Below are 16989 nucleotides of genomic sequence, written 5' to 3'. Positions count from 1 at the left end.
TCCACGACGGATTCGTCTCGCGCATGGCGGAATTCACCAAGACGATCCGAGTGGGTGACGGGCTCGAGCCGAATACCCAACTGGGCCCGCTGGTGTCGCAGCGCCAGCAGGACCGGGTGCTGAACTACATCGAGATCGGGTCCGGCGAGGCCGAGTTGGTCAGCGGCGGACGACGTCTGGACGGTGACCGGGCATCGGGATTCTTCGTCGAACCCGCGGTGTTCGCCTCCGCGACCAACGAGATGACCATCGCGCAGGAGGAGATCATCGGCCCGGTGGCGACGGTGATCCCGTTCGACGGCATGGACGAGGCACTCCGACTTGCCAACGCGACCCCGTACGGGCTGGCCGGAGGTGTCTGGATGACGGATCTCGGCACCGCCCACAAGGTGTCTCGGGGCATCACCGCCCGGCACCGTCTGGGTCAACTGCTACGGCGTACTCGACCCGTCCATGGGCTTCGGTGGAACCAAGATGAGCGGCTACGGCTGGAAGGGCGGTCGCGAACACGTCGAAAGCTACCTCTATCCCAAAGCCGTCTACATGAATCTGGGCTGAGTCGCGCCCGTGTCGGTCGGCGAGTCCCGACCGACACGGACGACCCAGTGGAAAATCATGGGCCCGCGCTCACCGCCTGACTTCGCTGCGGGGAACGCGGGCCGTGGCCGTCCCGGACCGCCGACGACGATCCGGGATCGGAGGGGTTCAGCGGGTCGGTTCTCCATCCCGCCTGGGGCCGATTGTGTGATGTGTCTGACAGGAAGCTGAAGCTCGGTTCCTATTGACGGTGTCTGTGACCTCCTGCACGATGCGACTAAGCAAGCGCTTATTTACCATGGAGCTCTGATGTCGGAAGCTGTGATCGTCGCCGCGGCCCGTTCCCCGATCGGCCGCGCAGGCAGGGGTCGCTCGAGGACATGTGCCGATTTGCTGGTCGACAACACCGGTATCAACCCGGTGTACGGTCCGATGATCGACATCGATCTGCCGGCGGCCCGCAAGATCATCGAGGTCAACTGCCTGGCCGCGCTGTCGTGGACACAGGAAGTGCACACGGCCTGGATGGCCGAGCACGGTGGCGCGGTGGCGTTCCTGCTCTCCGACGACGCTGCCTAATCACCGGTCAGCTACTGGTCCTCGACGGCAGCGTCACGCTGACCGGCGGTGTCTGACAACAACATTCGACTCCAGGAGATATCTATGAGAACCCTGACCAGACCGCGATCGTCACCGGCGCGGCTGAGTTGGGCCGTGTCTGAAACGATTTCGGATCGGTTGGGATCAACTCCGACGCGGTGCTGCGGTAGTTGGCTTTTCTGGGGCGTGGGCGAGCGTGTCCCGCGATGAGTTCTGTCGACATCGATCTCCTGGAGTTCGCCAGCGAGTGGGCACCCTACGGAGGCAACGACGCCGAGGCATTCATGCGATTCGGCCTCAGCGCAGAAGAATTCCACCATCGCCTGAACCGCCTGCTCGGCTCACCGGCTGCGCGCACGCTCACCAATTCGACCATCGCCATATTGCGCGAACAATGCCGCAAGCGGTTGTACCGGTCGTCCGCGGGCAGCACGGTTGAAACGGGCGAGGGGGGTGCTTCTCTGGTCAGGACTGAGACAGCTTCGGCTAGTCCGATCAGGGAGGGCCGGATGTAGGTGAAGGTCGCCGAACCACGTGGGGAGTTGGGCTCGTTGTGTCCGGTAGGCGCGGGCGATGGCGGTGCTTTCCAGGTCGAAGAAGGCGAATTCCATACCACAACAGCTTCGTTCGCTGTGTCGGATCGAGCACGACACCCGGAATCGCAGGTGCTCGGCGTAGTTGTCGGCCACGCTGTCGATCGCAGGCGGTCCTTCCTCCAAACCGTCAGGTTCGGCTACTGGGAGCGAGATCGAGATCCATCGGTATCCCGACGCTCGCTCCGATGGAGCCTGGGCCGGGTCGGCTCGGGTTGTGTGTGTCCGCGCATGATGTCGACGGCGAATTGCGCGTATTCGACGGCGATATGTTGTTGAGAAATGGGGCCGCCAGGTCGGAACCACTGCGGTAGGGACGTGCACATGGTGGCGACAGCGCGGGCGGCTTCGCGTGGGTGGCGGGTGGTGAACTCGCCTGCCTGGATTCCGGAGGCAACTTGATCGTCGATCATTCGCTGAATGTCGCTGCGCAGAGCGGCGATTCGGGAGCGGCTGGGTTCCTCGAAGCTGCGCATTTCGCTGGCCCCGATGAACGCGAGGTCACCGCGATACGTGTGGAACAACGCCAGGGCTTCGACCATGTTGGCGAATCGTTCGACTACGGTGACACCGTCGTCGCGGGCCGCCGGGATTCGCCAGTGCAGCTCGGACATTCCGAGGTCGAATATGGCGACGAGTAGGTCTTGTTTACTGGGGTAGTAGTGGTAGATGCCGGCGACACTCATACCGGCGTTGGCCGCGATACTCCTCATCGTCGCGCCGTGGTAGCCGGTTTGCATGAATGCTGCGATCGCAGCGTCGAGAGCTGGATCGAGGTCAAGCGGCTCGAAGGTGCGCCATGTCTGCCCGTCACCTGTCGACCGGGCGGTAGATGTGCCGGTGTCGCCGACGGCTGACGGTAGCCGGGTGGCGAGAATGTCGACGGTGGCGACGCCGAGTTCGGCAGCGATCCGGTCGAGCCGGTCGATGGTCAGTGGTGTTTTGCCGTTCTCGATGGCACTGAGGGTTCCGGCGCTGACGCCGATATTGCGCGCCAGTTCGCGGAGCGAGACTCCGGCCGCCGTCCGAGCCCGGCGCACCAGATTGCCCGCACCGGTGTCGCTGGAACCCTCGCTCGCTATCGTATGTTCAGGCATGCTGAACATAATATACCGCTCCTGTGAAATCGAATTGCAGAATTACCAGCGGATAGTCTTGACAGCCTTGTGGATGTGCAGTGACCATAGTCACTACCTGAACAGCTACCAATCGAACGTACGGTGAATGTTCAGTACCCTGGTAAACGGAAGGTGTGCGATGGCTGAGCTTCCAGCCCTCAGTGGTCCCGCTGGTCGCCGATCGCGCGACCGCGCCGGAAGTCATCGGCCTGGCGGTCGACGCGTCAGCACGCCTGGACGTGCCTACATGGATCTGTTCGCACCTCGGTGGGAAGAGGGAATCTTGTTCCAGTCGCATCTGGAGGCTGTCGCCACACTTTCCAGGCTCGAGACTGGCGGAGAGCCCATGAGATGCGCGCAGCGGCCGGCTCAGGCCGCTGCGGAACCCACTTCCGCCGTGTCTCTCGGCGCGTTCGACTGGCGGTCCGGCCTGCGCACACGACTGTCGCGACGAGACCTTCGCTACCACTCGCCGGTTCGCGCACCACCGGCTTCGGAACTGCGAACACGTCGATCCACTCCCGTTCCTTGCGGCGCGCCGCGGGTTGCTGGTGTCGTTCCTGGCGAACAGGTGGATGTGCTCCGTATGTCGCTGCCTCTTGCTATCACTGCTATCGCCGGAGGTGTATCACGCTAACTCGAACCAAGGATTGATCATGAATTCCCACGAAATAGATATCGACAGAGCCGGGTTTCATGCGGCTATGGAAGCCCTGCTGATGGACGACCCCCACCCCAGTGATTACTTCGAAGACCCCGGTGATTACTTTCGGGATTGCCCCTCACGATGGCTGCGGAGAGCGCTCTACGCGTACGAATGGGCAAAGCGGACCTATCTTTCTCAGAATCTGGATTCCAGGCTCTACCAGGAGCTTCCACGGCCGGGCGCAGCGCGTGAAGCTGTCCTGCTTCACGAGGCTGGAGAGCAACAAGGACGGACACCGCGATGACTACGTGGAGTTGTTCCGTATGCCATACCCGCATGCATACGGAGTGCGACTACAGAAATGGACGTCATCGTCGATGTGGTTCCTGGAACTGCTGCCCGCGTTGACGACGTCGGAAAGGAACAGTTCCGGTGCCGCTATTGGGATCTCCCGCGCGCCTGTATCGGCCAGAGGTCGACAAGAGTGTCTCCCTCGACCACGTGCAGGATGTCGTAGCGGTCGATGGTGGGGTCGCAGTGCGGAGGTATGAACTACACGTGAGATCCGAGGGCGGGTCTGCCGGGATGGTCGGTCAACAGAAGTCTCTGTTCGTCGCCGTAGCAGAGGTACGCACCGATGTCGCTGGTGGGGGCGCCTGCGTCGGTGGCGAAGGCCTTCGAGCCGGCGCCGTGGCGAACGAGCAGTTCGATCGCGGCGGTGAGCCGCTGCATCCCCTCGGCGACCGCGGTGTGGCGGTCGGAGGGGTCACCGATGTGCTGCCAGTTGCCGCCGTATCCCTGGACGCCGCGCCTGGCCAGCAGTGGCGCGGCGGCTATGGCTGTCGCCACACGCAGCGCGGCGTCCGGATCCGGCACACCGGTACGGCCTGAACCCACATCGATATCGACCACCGCGCAGATGCCTGCGCCGCTGCGAGCCGGTTTCGCGCTCGCCATGGGAGTGCTGGCCGCAATTTTCGGCTCCGCCGACTCATCTGTTGCGACGCACGGGCGGGGTCCGCGTACGCAGCTCGGCCGGGTACTTCGTCCTCGACAACCCGACTCCATCCTCTCCAACAGACTATCGGGGTCAGCATGCCGAGGCTGCTGTGACGGCTCTGCCGGTTGTGGAAGATCTCGAGGTAGTCGAAGATCGCATCGGCCAGCTCGATCCAGGTGTTCCAGCGGCGGTGGTTCAGTCGCTCGACCTGCATGCGGGACCAGAACGACGCCATCATCCGCGTTGTCGTACTGTCGCCGACCGACCCCTTCGATTGCACGATCCCGTTGTCGGCCAACCGATTAGCGAACCGGATCGCGGTGTGGGTCGAGTCGCGGTCGCTATGGTGTATCGACTGGCCGTCGCGGATCTCCCGGCTCCAGACCGTATTCCATCGCGCCGAGAACCAGCTCGGCATCGCAGCGGTCGGAAGGTTCCATCCGACGATTCGGTCGGAGAACGCGTCACGGACCGCCGCCAGCCAGAAAGCTGCCTGCCCGCACGGGATGTGGGTGGCATCGGCCACCCGCATCCGGTTCGGTTCGCCGGCGGTGAAGTTGCGTTCGACCAATGGCTTGGCCAGCGAAGATGGCCCAGATCCTGGCCGCGGCTGCCGCGTGACCATGGGCACCCGGCTGCCCTGGATGCATCGAATACATATCTGCGGCGGTTCACTCCGGCTGTGCTGTCGGCGGTGCGGTTCGCTGGCGGAATTTCGGCAAGCGAGCTGCTGATGGCGACCGGTCGCTTTCAGCTCGCACCGAGCGAGCACAGGCCATCAGCATCCCAAGAATGTGACGTAATTCACGTCCGATTTGTCCGAATACCGGTGCTCGCGAGTCAGTGATGATGCCCTCACGTACTGGAACCACGAAACGGAGGACACTGTGACGACAGAGCGAGAAGTGACGTCTTGGAGAGAATTCCGCGATCACCTCGGCGTTGCGATCGTGCTGGCGGGTGGAGTGCTCGTCGGTGCGATCAACATCTATCTCGTAGGGAGCCTGTTGCCGAGCGCGGTCGCCGACATCGGCGGCGAAAGGCTGTATGCGTGGAGTACCACGATCTTCTCGGTCGCGCAGGTGGCGGGCACGCTGGCGGTGAGCCGGATGTTGTCTCTGCGCGGTACGGTCGGCTCGTATCTGATCGGGTTCGGGGTGTTCGCCGCCGGTTCGGTGGTGTGTGCGGTGAGTCCTGGCATGGCGGTGTTCCTGATCGGCCGCGGGGTCCAGGGGCTTGGCGCGGGACTGCTCACCGGATTGGGTTTCGCGGCAGTGTATGTGGCACTGCCACCGTCGCTGTGGGTGCGCGGGACCGCATTGATCTCGGCCATGTTCGGCGTAGGCACTCTCGTCGGCCCGGCTATGGGGGGATTGTTCGCCCAATTCGGTTTGTGGCGAGCCGCATTCGTTGTCCTCGCCGTTGTGGGTGTGGCGGCCGCAGGTTCCGCGCCGCGGGTCCTGCCGAAGAGTGACGACCGCAAGACCCCAGCACCGGTTCCGATCGTATCGCTGACGCTGGTGGTCGGTGCCGCCACGGCGGTGAGTGTGGCGGGGGTTGTAGCGGGTGTCGCGGCGATGACGCTCGCGCTCGCGGTGGCCGTCGCCTCCGTGCTCGTGTTCCTGGTATGGGAAAAGCGTGCGGTGCAACGGATTCTCCCGCTCGCGACGTACCGGTCCGGCAGTCCGTTGCGGTGGGTATACCTGACGATCGTCGTGCTGTCGGCCGGGGTGGGTGTGGAGATGTTCCTGCCCTTGTTCGGCCAGCGCCTGGCCGGCTTGCCTCCGGTCGTGGCCGGATTCTTCGGTGCCGCCTTGTCTCTGGGCTGGCCGGTGAGTCAGATGCTCGTCGCTTCGGTGCAGAAGGAAGCCACAATCCGGCGACTTCGAGTTGCCGGTCCACTGCTGCTGGCGATCGGATTCCTGGGACTGGCGTTGCTACAACGCAGCCATGTCTCTTCGCCGATGGTTCTGGCGTGGTTGCCGCTGCTGTTCCTCGCCGGGGCCGGTATCGGTATCGCCTGGCCCCACCTGTCGGTGGCCGCGATGACCAGCGCGCCGGATCCAGAAGAAGGCCAGAAGGCTGCCGCTGCCATAGCGACAATCCTGACCATGTCAACAGCCTTCGGAGCCGCCGTCGCCGGCCTGCTGGTCAATCTCGGTGGATCCTCGCCGGTGAATTCGGCCCGCTACCTGCTGTTGGGATTCGCCGCCATCGCCGCACTCGGCATCCTTGCCGCTCATCGCGTGAACCACACGAGACTCATACCGGACCTCCGCAATCATCTCGTCGATCTCGCGTGACAGGAACTCGAGCCAGTCCGCGATCGCCGCGTGCTGTGCGGGGCGGAGGCCGCGCAGGGTCGTCTCGTCGTCGCGCACCGCGGAGAAAGATCCAGAGTTCGAAGTCGTACGGTTCGACCAGCATCAGCTTCAGCACCGCCAGGAGGTAGTACGCGACGGCCTGCGCGGTCATGTACGCGAAGTCTTCCATATGCAGACTGGACGGAAAGCTCGAGCGGTCGGTATCCGCACACTCTGTGCGGTATCCACCACCCTCGGCCACCGGCTGTCGAGAGGTTTCGTAGAGGCATGCGCAAACTCCTTCCACGTGGATGAACGTCGTAGTCGTCAGGTGGCTGTGGATATCCGCACCGCGCCGCCCGCTCAGTGCTGGTGACGCCGCCACCAGCGACATCAGCAATCAAGATCACCCCTGCGGCGGGTGCGAGTGTTGATTCCCGCGGGAATCGGGATAGTCGATCTTGGTCAGCGGCACGCTGGCATCGCGCAGATTGGCGGCGCCGCAGGCGATCCTGCGATCCTAGGCACACCGCGAGGGACTGCGTAGGCGTGGAAGTGACTGTGGCTCAGGCATTTGCGTGGCCAATAACCAGCAAGTCAACTGAAACATCCACTCTCGCAAGGCGTATCGCCGTAAAATGGTTCCGTAGCGATCGGTCGTGATCGATTACCGGAAGGGGAACCCACCCCTATGCTCGAGCCGACGACATCCGAGCGGGCCTTGCTGCCATCCGAGGAGAACGTGACGGCGAATGCCTGTCTCGCCCGGCACGATCTTCGATAGGCGTGCGGGCTCGCGCCACCGGATTCGGCTCGACGATCACGCTGACCAACCATGTCAGCTGCGGCAACCCGAGCGACCGTTCCTGCGTCGGCGCCGTCCCGCGTCCGCGCGATGGCGACAACAGATATCAACGTAGCTACGACGAAACAGGGGTTCTCGCATCGCACGATAACTAAGGCCTGAACAGCAAGCTTCCCGACTTCCCGGCCTTGTGGGAAAAGTGCCGAAGCTCGCCTTGCGCAACAGCTCAGCGTCCGTAACATATTTTCCATCTGGTACTGCCGCTTATGGTCGGCACCTTCTGCTCAGCAGGTCGTAGCGCGACGTATCGCCTCGCAGTCCGCAGCGCCCATACGAGCCGTCAACCTTGTCAACAATTGCGCAGCGACAATCTCGACAACTTGCGGGCCGGACCAGGCTACCGCTGGTCCGGACATGCGATTGTCGCGCGTGGCCATAGTGAATTTGCGACGCCTCGGTAACTCGACGGCCGTTCCGTGCCACCTGCGGACGGCAGCATTCGCACGCGGATTGCGTTCGTCGGCGTGCGCATATTTGCGAACCGAGAATTGCTTACCAACAGTCGGGCCGACTGTACGGTGGGATTGCCGAAATATAGCTATTGACACGTCATCTCCGTTGCGCCTTGCAACTCTTAGGACGGCTATTGACAGCGCACTTGCGGTGAGGCAACCTTGGACTACGCAGTATTTCCGTCTTGTTCGATCTTTCTCGAGCTTATCCAGCCGCCGAGTGGATCACTGCCCGGACGCCTGATCGAATATCTTGTAGGGGGCTAGCGTGAGTGCGAATACAGCTGATGCAGGGCAAACCAAATTCGCGGTGGTCGAGAACGATCTCGATAATCTGGAGTATTCGCTCGTCGAAAGTCCCGAAGACGTATTCGACGACAGTTTCGAGCCGGCAGTCTGCGACATGGCGGACCTCGACGGCGATGCGGCGGCGCAGTCCCGTTTCATCGATCGCCTCGGCGCGGCCATGGAGGACGTCGGACTCGCCATCTTGATCAACCATGGAGCGGAAACGGTTCTGCCCACGGCCGCCGACGCAGCACTGCAGATGTTCACGACGATACCTCTCGAACAAAAGATGAGGCACATCGCTACGGACTGCACGTTCGGCGAGCCGCTGCTGATGGGGTACATCCCGCTCCAGGAAAGTACCCCTTCGCTGCCGAATTCGGTAGAAGCGTGGGAACTCGACAAAGCGGCTTTCCGTATCCCGGGAGAAGACGCGGAAAAGGCTCTCACCTTCTGGCCGGATGAGCGATTCGAAGTAGCGCTGCGACCCTATTGGCAGGCTTGTGAACGGATGGTGCTCCCCCTCGTGCACGCGATGTTCCAATATCTGGGCGTCGAGCCTTCGTTGTACGACGAAGAACTGTCCCCGCCGAACAGCGTGCTGAGGTTCAACCACTACCCGCCGATCGATGACGCCGTGGCGGAGTCCGGGAAGACGGGCCGTGTCATCGCCCACGAGGACTACGGCTTGATCACTCTGCTGCCGGCCACTCCGGTTGAGGGGCTGCAGCTCTATCACCCGCGACACAAGACATGGAGCTGGGTCCACGCGCCGGCCGGATCTTTCGTCTTGAACAGCGGCGACTGGCTGAAAATGATCAGCAACGACCACTTCCATTCCTGTACTCATCGCGTCAGCGTGCCTCGTGACCGTGCTCAGCGGGCCGTGCCGCGCCTCACCATTCCGTATGTCGTACATCCCCATGAAACGTCGAGCGTGGAAGTGTTGCCGGGCTTCGATGCGAAATATCAGGCGCTCAGTGGCCGGGATTTCATGACGCGGCTGGCTGCGCGGTATGTGGGTCGCTGAGGTCGACCTGTGCGTCGGATCGGTGCACAGATGGACCGGCGGTTCGCTCGGGTCGAAATTTTTCGCAGAGGTTGTTTCGACTGTCTTGTCCACTCGACACTGCGCGCAAAAGTGGCCGTCCGTCGACGGCTTGGATTCATTCAGAGGTGACAAACGTGGGTACCAGCAACTCCAATAAGGCGCTCGGCAAGTTCGGAGTGGTGGACAAGGACCTCGATTACTCCCTCGAGGAGACGCCCGACGACGTGTTCGACGACAGTTTCGCGCCGCCGGTCTGCGATATGTCCGACCTGAAGGGCGACTCGGCGGCGCAGGAACGTTTCGTCGATATGCTCGGTCGCGCCATGGAGGACACCGGGCTCGCGATTTTGATCAACCACGGAATCGATGTCGACTTGCTGCAGGCCACCGATTCCTCCGCGCTGGAACTGTTCACTTCGGTTCCCGAGGAACAGAAACTGAAATTCGCCGCGACGGACTACGTGTACGGCGGAGCGTTCCGCCGCGGGTACTTCGCGGTCCAGCAGTGGACACCGACACGGCCGAATTCGGTGGAAGCGTGGGAGTTCTTTCGCGATTCCTTCCGTCTGCCCGGCGAGGATTACGACAAGGCGCTGACCTTCTGGCCGGAGGAGAAGTTCGAAACCGCGCTGAGGCCGTATTGGCAGGCGTGCGAGGACTTGACGCTGCCGCTCGTGCGAGCCCTCCTCCGGTATCTGGACATCGATCCTTCCCTCTACGACGGGGAACTCTCACCGCCGAACGGTGTGCTGAGAATCAACCACTATCCAGCCCTCGAGGGCCCCGCGAGTGGTCCTGCGAACACGGGGCGCTTCATGACCCACGAGGACTACGGCCTGATCACCTTGCTGCCCGCGAATCCGATCGAAGGCTTGCAGGTTTTTCACCCGGGGCGCAAGACCTGGAGCAGGGTCACCGCCCCCCGTGGGTCCATGATCTTGAACAGCGGTGACTGGCTCCAAATGGTCAGCAACGATCGTTTCCGCTCGTGTTCGCATCGGGTGTGTGCGCCTCGGGAACCCGGACACCGGGCGGTATCCCGGATCTCCGCTCCGTATCTCGTTCTTCCCCGGGAAACCTCGGTTCTCGAGGTATGGCCCGGCCGCACGCCGAAGTACAGCCCGATCGGCGCCAAAGACTTCATGGCGAAGCTGGCCGGCAAATATGTGGACTACGACCACTAGCCAATCGCGAGCGAGCTGCTTCCTGATATTCGGTTCGAACTTGTGCGTAAGCGTGATGAATGAATGGTGCCATGATTGACCACAGAGACTCCGGGCCGGGTGGATCGATCGCGATCGTAGGCATGGACTGTCGTTTCCCCGGCGCCGATGATCCGGATGGCTATTGGAAGATTCTTTCCGAAGGGCGGCATGTCTCCTACGACCTCCCGACGGAACGTGGATGGGATCTGCGTCGCGTGTACAACGAGGACCCGGCCGTCGAAGGGTCCACGTATATCCAGCGGGGTGGCTTCCTGCCGAACATCGGCGAGTTCGACGCGAGCCTGTTCGGGATAGGCCCGCGTGAGGCCACCACAATGGATCCGCAACAACGGATGCTGCTGGAAAGTTCTTGGCTCGCGCTGGAACGCGCACGCTCGAGCCCACGGTCGCTGAGCAATGTCCGCTCCGGAGTCTATGTCGGGGCGACCGACAGCTATTATGGCTTGGCAGGTTCGAGAATTCCAGGCCTGGAACGGCATCTGCTGATGGGCACGATGCTGAGCGCGACCTCCGGAAGAATCGCCTATTCCCTTGGCCTCAACGGCCCTGCCATCACAGTGGATACAGCCTGCTCGTCAGCTCTGGTGGCCGTGCACTTGGCGGTTCGAGCACTCCGCTCCGGTGAGTGTGATGTCACGATCGTCGGCAGCGCTACCGCGATCTCCGATCCGTCGATGCTGGCCCGATATTCACGGCACCGTGTCCTGTCCGTGGATGGCTACTCCCGCGGATTCTCCGCGGACGGCAACGGTTTCGCTCCAGCGGAGGGCGTCGCATCGTTGATCTTGATGCCGTTGGAGCGGGCCCTGCTTCTTGGGAAGCCGGTGCTGGCGGTGATCCGCGGCAGCGCGGTCAACGAGGACGGAGCCAGCGCCACCCTGCAGGCGCCGAACGGGCGCGCCCAGCAGGCCGTGATCGCTGCCGCGCTCGACGACGCCGGTTTGCTTCCCCAGCACATCGGAGCGATCGAAGCGCACGGCCCCGGGACTCCGCTCGGTGACACGACCGAGGCCTCGACTCTGCAGACCAGTTATGCGCGGCACCACTCCGCGGACGATCCCTTGTGGGTGGGTTCGGTCAAATCGAACATCGGCCACACACTGGCCGCGGCCGGTCTCGCGGGCCTCATCAAAATGGTGCTGGCGCTACAGCACGAGCGGTTGCCCGCCACGCTGCATGTGGAGAACCCCATCGCGGGTGTGGACTGGTCGGCAGGGGGGATGCGGCTGCTGCGCCGGCCTCGTCCCTGGCCGCGCACGACCGAACCGCGTCGAGCGGGCGTCCTGTCGTACGGGATCACCGGCACCAACGCCCACGTGATCCTCGAAGAAGCTCCCGAACGCCCCGCTCTCCGGCATCAGACCCCGCGCCGACGCGAAACTTCCCCGTTGCGGCGGCAACTACCGATGTTGCCGCTGTACGCCGCGTCGCCGTCCGCGCTCGTCGCACAGGCCACCGCGCTGGCCGCGCACATGCGGAACCACAGGGAACTCTCCGAGGTGGATCTCAGCTGGTCGCTGGGCACCACACGCAGCGCTCTGACGCATCGAGCCGTTGTCACCGGAGGTGGGAAAGAGGAACTGGTGGCGCGGCTGGACGCCTTCGCCGCGGGGGCGGTACCGGCCCCGCTCGGCGTTGCCGTGGGGAAGACGAGGCACGGACCGGGTCCCGTTTTCGTCTTTCCCGGTCAAGGGTCGCAATGGGACGGGATGGGAGCCGGGCTGCTCGCCGACTCACCCGTTTTCGCTCGATCGATGGCACGCTGCGCCGAGGCTCTGCGACCCTACGCGAGCTTCGACATCATGGCAGTGCTGCGCGGCGAACGGACCGCACCGGTCGAGCGGGCCGAGGTGATCCAGCCGCTCCTGTTCGCGATGTATGTGTCGCTGGCCGAATTGTGGCAGAGCCTGGGAGTCACGCCCGCCGCCGTCATCGGGCACAGCCAAGGCGAGATCGCCGCGGCTCACGTAGCTGGAGCCCTCACACTCGACGAGGCCGCCCGTGTGGTGGCGCTGCGCAGCGCGGCGCTACGGGCGGTCGACAGGCGAGGAGCCATGGCGTCTCTGGCGATGCCCGCCGAGCGCGCGCGAGAATTGCTGTGCCCGTGGAACGACCGGCTCGAGGTGGCGGTGGTCAACGGTCCGTCGGCCACGGTGGTCGCCGGCGATGCCGAAGCGATGACGGACTTTCTGCGGCAGTGCGAACAAGCCGGTGTCGAAAGCCGGCTGCTGCCTGTGGATTACGCGTCCCACAGCGAGCACATGGAGACGCTGCGCGATCGTATCCACGCCGACCTCGCGGGAATCACATCCCGTGCGGCCCGACTGCCGATCATCTCCTCGACCACCGGCGAGATCGTCGATTCGTCCGGGCTGGACGCTTCGTACTGGTTCGAGAACCTCCGCAGGACCGTTCATTTCGACGAGGCGATACGCCGTGCGCTGACCGCGGGATATCGGCAGTTCATCGAGGTATCGCCGCATCCGGTACTGACCGGCGGCATCATCGAGATCGCCTCCGCGGTCGACATCGACGCCGGCGTCACCGGCACACTGCAGCGCGGGGGAGGGGGAGGTGCGGACTTTCTCGCCGCCGTCGCCGATGCGCACGCGCAGGGCGCCGACGTGGATTGGGCGGCGTTGTATCCCGGTGCCCGCGAAGTCGACTTGCCCACGTATGCGCTCCAACGTCGGTTCTACTGGCTACCCACGACCAGTGCCGCACGGAATATGCGTGCGGGATCGTTCGACATCGCCGACCACCCGTTGATCACCGCCACCACCGACCTTTCCGACGGCAGCATGTTGTGTGTAGGCCACCTCGATGTGAAAGAACACCCGTGGCTGGCCGACCACAAGGTGTTCGACCGGGTCATCGTGCCGGCCACCGTGACGGTCGAAATTCTCGCCTGGTGCGCTTCGCGAGCGGGGGGAAGCGGAGTGCGGGATCTGGTCCTGAGCTCTCCTTTGCCGCTGTCCGATGCGGCAGTCGACATCCAGGTCACGTGCGGCCCAGTGGAAAAGGACGGCGGCCGCCGGGTAACCCTGCACTCCCGCGATCGCGGGGACAAAGGGCAATGGCGCTGCCATGGCGAGGCGACGACAACCATGGACACGGCCACCGCGGAACCCGGAGTCAACGCCGAAGACGCTGCGCCGGACCAGGTGTGGCCTCCTCGCGGCAGTCGTCGCATATCCGTGGACGGATGTTATCGCGCGCTCCGAAACAGGGGATACGACTACGGTTTCGCCTTCCAGAACCTGACGGCCGCCTGGCGCAAAGACGCCACGCTGTACGTCGAAGTCCACATGATGCGGCAACAGCGCGTCCACACCGAGGATTTCGCTGTTCATCCCGCTCTGGTCGACTCGATCCTGCACGCGCTACTGCTGAGCGGATCCGAGCAGGGCACTGTATTGCCGTACTCCATCGGCTCCGCGCGGATACTGCCGCGGCGGGCCAACGACCTGCGCGCCACGATCAGCCCGGCCGGACAGGACCGCTACCACGTTCGAGTCACCGATCTCGAGGGAAACTCTGTCGCGGACTTCCGAGATCTGCTCCTGCGTCCGGTGACGAAACGCGGGCTGCGCGGAATGCTCGCCACCGGCGCATCCCATGCGTTCCGGTTCCATTGGCGTCCAGTGGATTTGGGCACCGACAGCGAAGGAGATTCCGCACGATGGGCGGTTGTCGGCTCACACCGTGACCTTCCGGGAGCGGATGTTCACCCCGATGCCCGCTCGTTGGCGCGCGCGCTCCAGAACGGGCGATGCGTACCGGAGGTCGTCCTGCTCGATCTCCGTTCCTCGACTCGGGTGAACGAGCTGCCGAACGAAACCATACTGCGCGAACATCTTTCACGGGTGATGGTCGATGCGCAGACGCTGCTGTCCGAAGATCTGCTCCACAAGACGCTGATCGTCTGCGTCACTCGCCGCGCCTACGGCGCGAGCTTCGCGGAGTGCGTGGCGGACGCGATCGGAGCAGCATGCGCGGGCATGATGCGCTCGGTCCTGAGCGAGAATCCGGGCCGTCTGCAGTTGCTCGATCTCGACACCGGTCCGCTCGATCACCAGTTGCTGATCGGTGCGATCGCCACCGACCATCCACAGCTCGCTCTGCGCGGCGCGAAGGCATTCGTCCCGCGGCTCGCTCCCGCGGTCGACGGCCTGCTCCGGCCCCCTGCCATCGAGCAACCGTGGAGGCTCGTGCCAGGCCGGGACAAGACCTTGGACAGTGTCACGACCGCACCGGCGCCCGACCTCATGGTGCCGCTCGAGCCGGGGCAGGTGCGGATCCGCGTGCTGGCCACCGGCATGAACTTCCGTGATCCCCTCGTCGCGCTCGGCATGCTCGCGGAAACCGCGCTCGGTTTCGAAGTGGCCGGTGTCGTCGTGGAGGTGGCCGAGCAGGTCGGCGACCTGGAACTCGGCGCACGCGTCGCCGCGGTCGTACTGCATGCGGGCTCGCGGCCCGGGGCCTACGGACCCTTCGCCGTCGTCGACCGACGTGCTCTCCTCACCGTGCCCGCGAACTGGAGCGATGCCCAGGCCGCCGGGGCGCCCATCGCCTTCCTCACGGCCTACCACACGCTCGTCGAGCTGGCCGAGGTCAAGCCGGGTACGCGAGTTCTGATCCACTCGGCGGCGGGGGGAGTCGGCATGGCCGCGGTCCAGATCGCCGCCATGCTCGGAGCGGAGATCTACGCGACCGCGAGCGTTTCCAAGCAGGGGGTCGTCGAGGCGATGGGGATCCCGCGAGAACGCATCGCCGACTCGCGCACCCTCGGGTTCGAACATCGGTTCAATGGGATCACCGGCGCCACCGGTGTCGATGTCGTCCTCGGCAGCCTGGCCGGCGAAGCCGTGGATGCTTCGCTACGGCTGCTCCGACCCGGCGGGATCTACCTGGAGATGGGGAGGACCGACCTCAGAGATCCTGCCACGGCCACCGTCGGATACCCCGAAATCACCTACGATTCCATCAATATCGCGGACCTTCCGATGGCTCGTGTGGAGGTCGTCCTCGGTCATCTCCATACGCTGTTCGCCGACGGCGTGCTGAGCCCGCTGCCCGTCCAAACCTGGAACATCGGGCACGCGCGGGAAGTGCTGCGACACCTCAGTCAGGGGCACAGCACGGGCAAGCTCGTCCTGACTCAGCCCGCCGCGCTCGAACCCGAAGAGACCGTGCTGATCACCGGCGGTACGGGAAGTCTCGGTCGATTGCTCGCCCGTCATCTCGTCACCGCGCACGGTTGTCGGCATCTAGTCCTGCTCAGCCGCCAGGGCGACCAGGCGGCCGAGGCCCGGAAGCTGGCGGCTGAACTTCGTGACATGGGAGCGGAAATCAGCCTGGCCGCCTGCGATGTTTCGGATCGCGCCGCCTTGTCGTCAGTGATCGGAAGTATCCCGCCCCGCCATCCACTCGGCGCGGTCGTTCATGCCGCGGGGATCTTGGACGATTGTGTGTTCACCGACCTGACTCCCGATCGGCTCCAGGGAGTTCTGTCATCCAAGGCGATCGCCGCCCTACATCTCCATGAGCTCACCGCGGACATGAACCTGCGCGCTTTCGTGATGTACTCCTCGATCGCCAATGTGGTCGGCACGGCCGGACAAGCGAACTACGCGGCGGCGAACGCCTTCCTCGATGCGCTGTCGTACCACCGGCACGGCATCGGTCTGCCTGCCACCTCCATCGCGTGGGGACTGTGGCAGCAATCCAGCGCACTCACCTCCCACCTCGACGACACCGACCGCGCACGTCTGGCCCGGCAGGGTCTCGCCCCACTCGACACCGCCAGCGCCCTGGCCATTTTCGACATGGCCCTGGAACAGAACGAGCCTCTTCTCGTCGCTACGGCGCTGTCGCGCGTCGACCCGTGCGCGCCGCTGGCTGCGGTCCTGTCCGAACTGCCTCGGCCACGCACGCCCGCACCGGCCGACGACGGGTCCGGCTCCGCCGCGCAAGACCTCCCACGACCGGAGATCATCGGGCTGCCGCGCGGCGAACGAGTCAAAGCGCTGACAGCTTTGATTCGTACCCACGCCGCTCTAGTGCTCGGTCACCAAGATCCCGACGCCCTCGCAGCGGACCGGACCTTCCGAGACGCCGGATTCGACTCGCTGTCCAATGTGGAGCTACGCACTCGCCTCAGCGCCGCTACCGGCGTCCGGCTGACGGTAGCGGGCATCCTCGACCACCCCACCCCGACTCGACTCGCCGTCTACATCGACGAGGTTCTCGACCACGACGGCAGCTCTCGGTACCTCGACCACCCCTAGGCCGGAGAAATCGCTTGCGA

Annotated in this window: 10 protein-coding genes and 2 pseudogenes; 9 read left to right on the top strand and 3 right to left on the bottom strand. The window is 64.2% G+C overall.

Annotated features, from left to right (window positions below):
- Window positions 1-23 precede the first annotated feature (23 nt).
- From AB0H49_RS33175 to AB0H49_RS33160, 4 genes and pseudogenes are all read left to right on the top strand, one after another.
- Window positions 24-350, top strand: a pseudogene (locus AB0H49_RS33175) (aldehyde dehydrogenase family protein); the annotation flags it as partial.
- A gap of 103 nt (window positions 351-453) precedes the next feature.
- The gene (locus AB0H49_RS33170; RefSeq protein WP_357256855.1) at window positions 454-558 is read left to right on the top strand and encodes a hypothetical protein; all 105 of its coding nucleotides are present in this window, start codon (window positions 454-456) and stop codon (window positions 556-558) included.
- 366 nt (window positions 559-924) lie between these two features.
- Window positions 925-1086, top strand: a pseudogene (locus AB0H49_RS33165) (3-oxoacyl-ACP reductase); the annotation flags it as partial.
- Between the two features lie 257 nt (window positions 1087-1343).
- The gene (locus AB0H49_RS33160) at window positions 1344-1652 is read left to right on the top strand and encodes a DUF3263 domain-containing protein (RefSeq protein WP_357256827.1); all 309 of its coding nucleotides are present in this window, start codon (window positions 1344-1346) and stop codon (window positions 1650-1652) included.
- 218 nt (window positions 1653-1870) lie between these two features.
- Here the strand turns inward: AB0H49_RS33160 and AB0H49_RS33155 are convergent, their stop codons facing one another.
- Window positions 1871-2827, bottom strand: a complete 957-nt coding sequence (locus AB0H49_RS33155; protein ID WP_357256825.1) for a TetR family transcriptional regulator — start codon at window positions 2825-2827, stop codon at window positions 1871-1873.
- 677 nt (window positions 2828-3504) lie between these two features.
- Between AB0H49_RS33155 and AB0H49_RS33150 the strand changes: the two genes are divergently transcribed.
- The gene (locus tag AB0H49_RS33150; protein WP_357256823.1) at window positions 3505-3798 is read left to right on the top strand and encodes a hypothetical protein; all 294 of its coding nucleotides are present in this window, start codon (window positions 3505-3507) and stop codon (window positions 3796-3798) included.
- Window positions 3799-4046: 248 nt separating this feature from the next.
- Here the strand turns inward: AB0H49_RS33150 and AB0H49_RS33145 are convergent, their stop codons facing one another.
- Entirely contained in the window at window positions 4047-4391 is a 345-nt protein-coding gene (locus AB0H49_RS33145; protein WP_357256857.1) for a hypothetical protein, read from the bottom strand.
- A complete protein-coding gene (locus tag AB0H49_RS33140; protein ID WP_357256853.1) occupies window positions 4328-5026 on the bottom strand; it encodes a DDE-type integrase/transposase/recombinase in 699 nt (232 codons plus the stop codon). The genes AB0H49_RS33145 and AB0H49_RS33140 overlap by 64 nt, the downstream gene beginning before the upstream one ends.
- A gap of 355 nt (window positions 5027-5381) precedes the next feature.
- Between AB0H49_RS33140 and AB0H49_RS33135 the strand changes: the two genes are divergently transcribed.
- The 4 genes from AB0H49_RS33135 (at window position 5382) to AB0H49_RS33120 (ending at window position 16969) form a co-directional block, all read left to right on the top strand.
- The gene (locus AB0H49_RS33135; RefSeq protein WP_357256821.1) at window positions 5382-6797 is read left to right on the top strand and encodes an MFS transporter; all 1416 of its coding nucleotides are present in this window, start codon (window positions 5382-5384) and stop codon (window positions 6795-6797) included.
- A 1585-nt stretch (window positions 6798-8382) separates the two neighbouring features.
- Window positions 8383-9432: a 2OG-Fe(II) oxygenase family protein gene (locus tag AB0H49_RS33130; RefSeq protein ID WP_357256819.1), complete on the top strand. Its 1050-nt coding sequence runs from the start codon at window positions 8383-8385 to the stop codon at window positions 9430-9432.
- 155 nt (window positions 9433-9587) lie between these two features.
- A complete protein-coding gene (locus tag AB0H49_RS33125) occupies window positions 9588-10637 on the top strand; it encodes a 2OG-Fe(II) oxygenase family protein (RefSeq protein WP_357256817.1) in 1050 nt (349 codons plus the stop codon).
- A 71-nt stretch (window positions 10638-10708) separates the two neighbouring features.
- Window positions 10709-16969, top strand: coding sequence for an SDR family NAD(P)-dependent oxidoreductase (locus AB0H49_RS33120; protein WP_357256815.1), 6261 nt, complete (start codon window positions 10709-10711; stop codon window positions 16967-16969).
- Window positions 16970-16989: the final 20 nt, after the last annotated feature.

The organism is Nocardia sp. NPDC050713 (assembly GCF_040654315.1).
In the GTDB taxonomy this organism is placed as follows: Bacteria; Actinomycetota; Actinomycetes; order Mycobacteriales; family Mycobacteriaceae; genus Nocardia.
This window is presented reverse-complemented; position numbering and strand designations above follow the sequence as displayed.

What these genes read in the sequence shown, in the direction of transcription:
- AB0H49_RS33120 (WP_357256815.1), top strand. Translation starts at nt 10,709, where the DNA reads ATGATTGACCACAGAGACTCCGGGCCGGGTGGATCGATCGCGATCGTA.
- AB0H49_RS33150 (WP_357256823.1), top strand. Translation starts at nt 3,505, where the DNA reads ATGAATTCCCACGAAATAGATATCGACAGAGCCGGGTTTCATGCGGCT.
- AB0H49_RS33140 (WP_357256853.1), bottom strand. Translation starts at nt 5,026, where the DNA reads ATGCGGGTGGCCGATGCCACCCACATCCCGTGCGGGCAGGCAGCTTTC.
- AB0H49_RS33170 (WP_357256855.1), top strand. Translation starts at nt 454, where the DNA reads ATGGGCTTCGGTGGAACCAAGATGAGCGGCTACGGCTGGAAGGGCGGT.
- AB0H49_RS33155 (WP_357256825.1), bottom strand. Translation starts at nt 2,827, where the DNA reads ATGCCTGAACATACGATAGCGAGCGAGGGTTCCAGCGACACCGGTGCG.
- AB0H49_RS33160 (WP_357256827.1), top strand. Translation starts at nt 1,344, where the DNA reads ATGAGTTCTGTCGACATCGATCTCCTGGAGTTCGCCAGCGAGTGGGCA.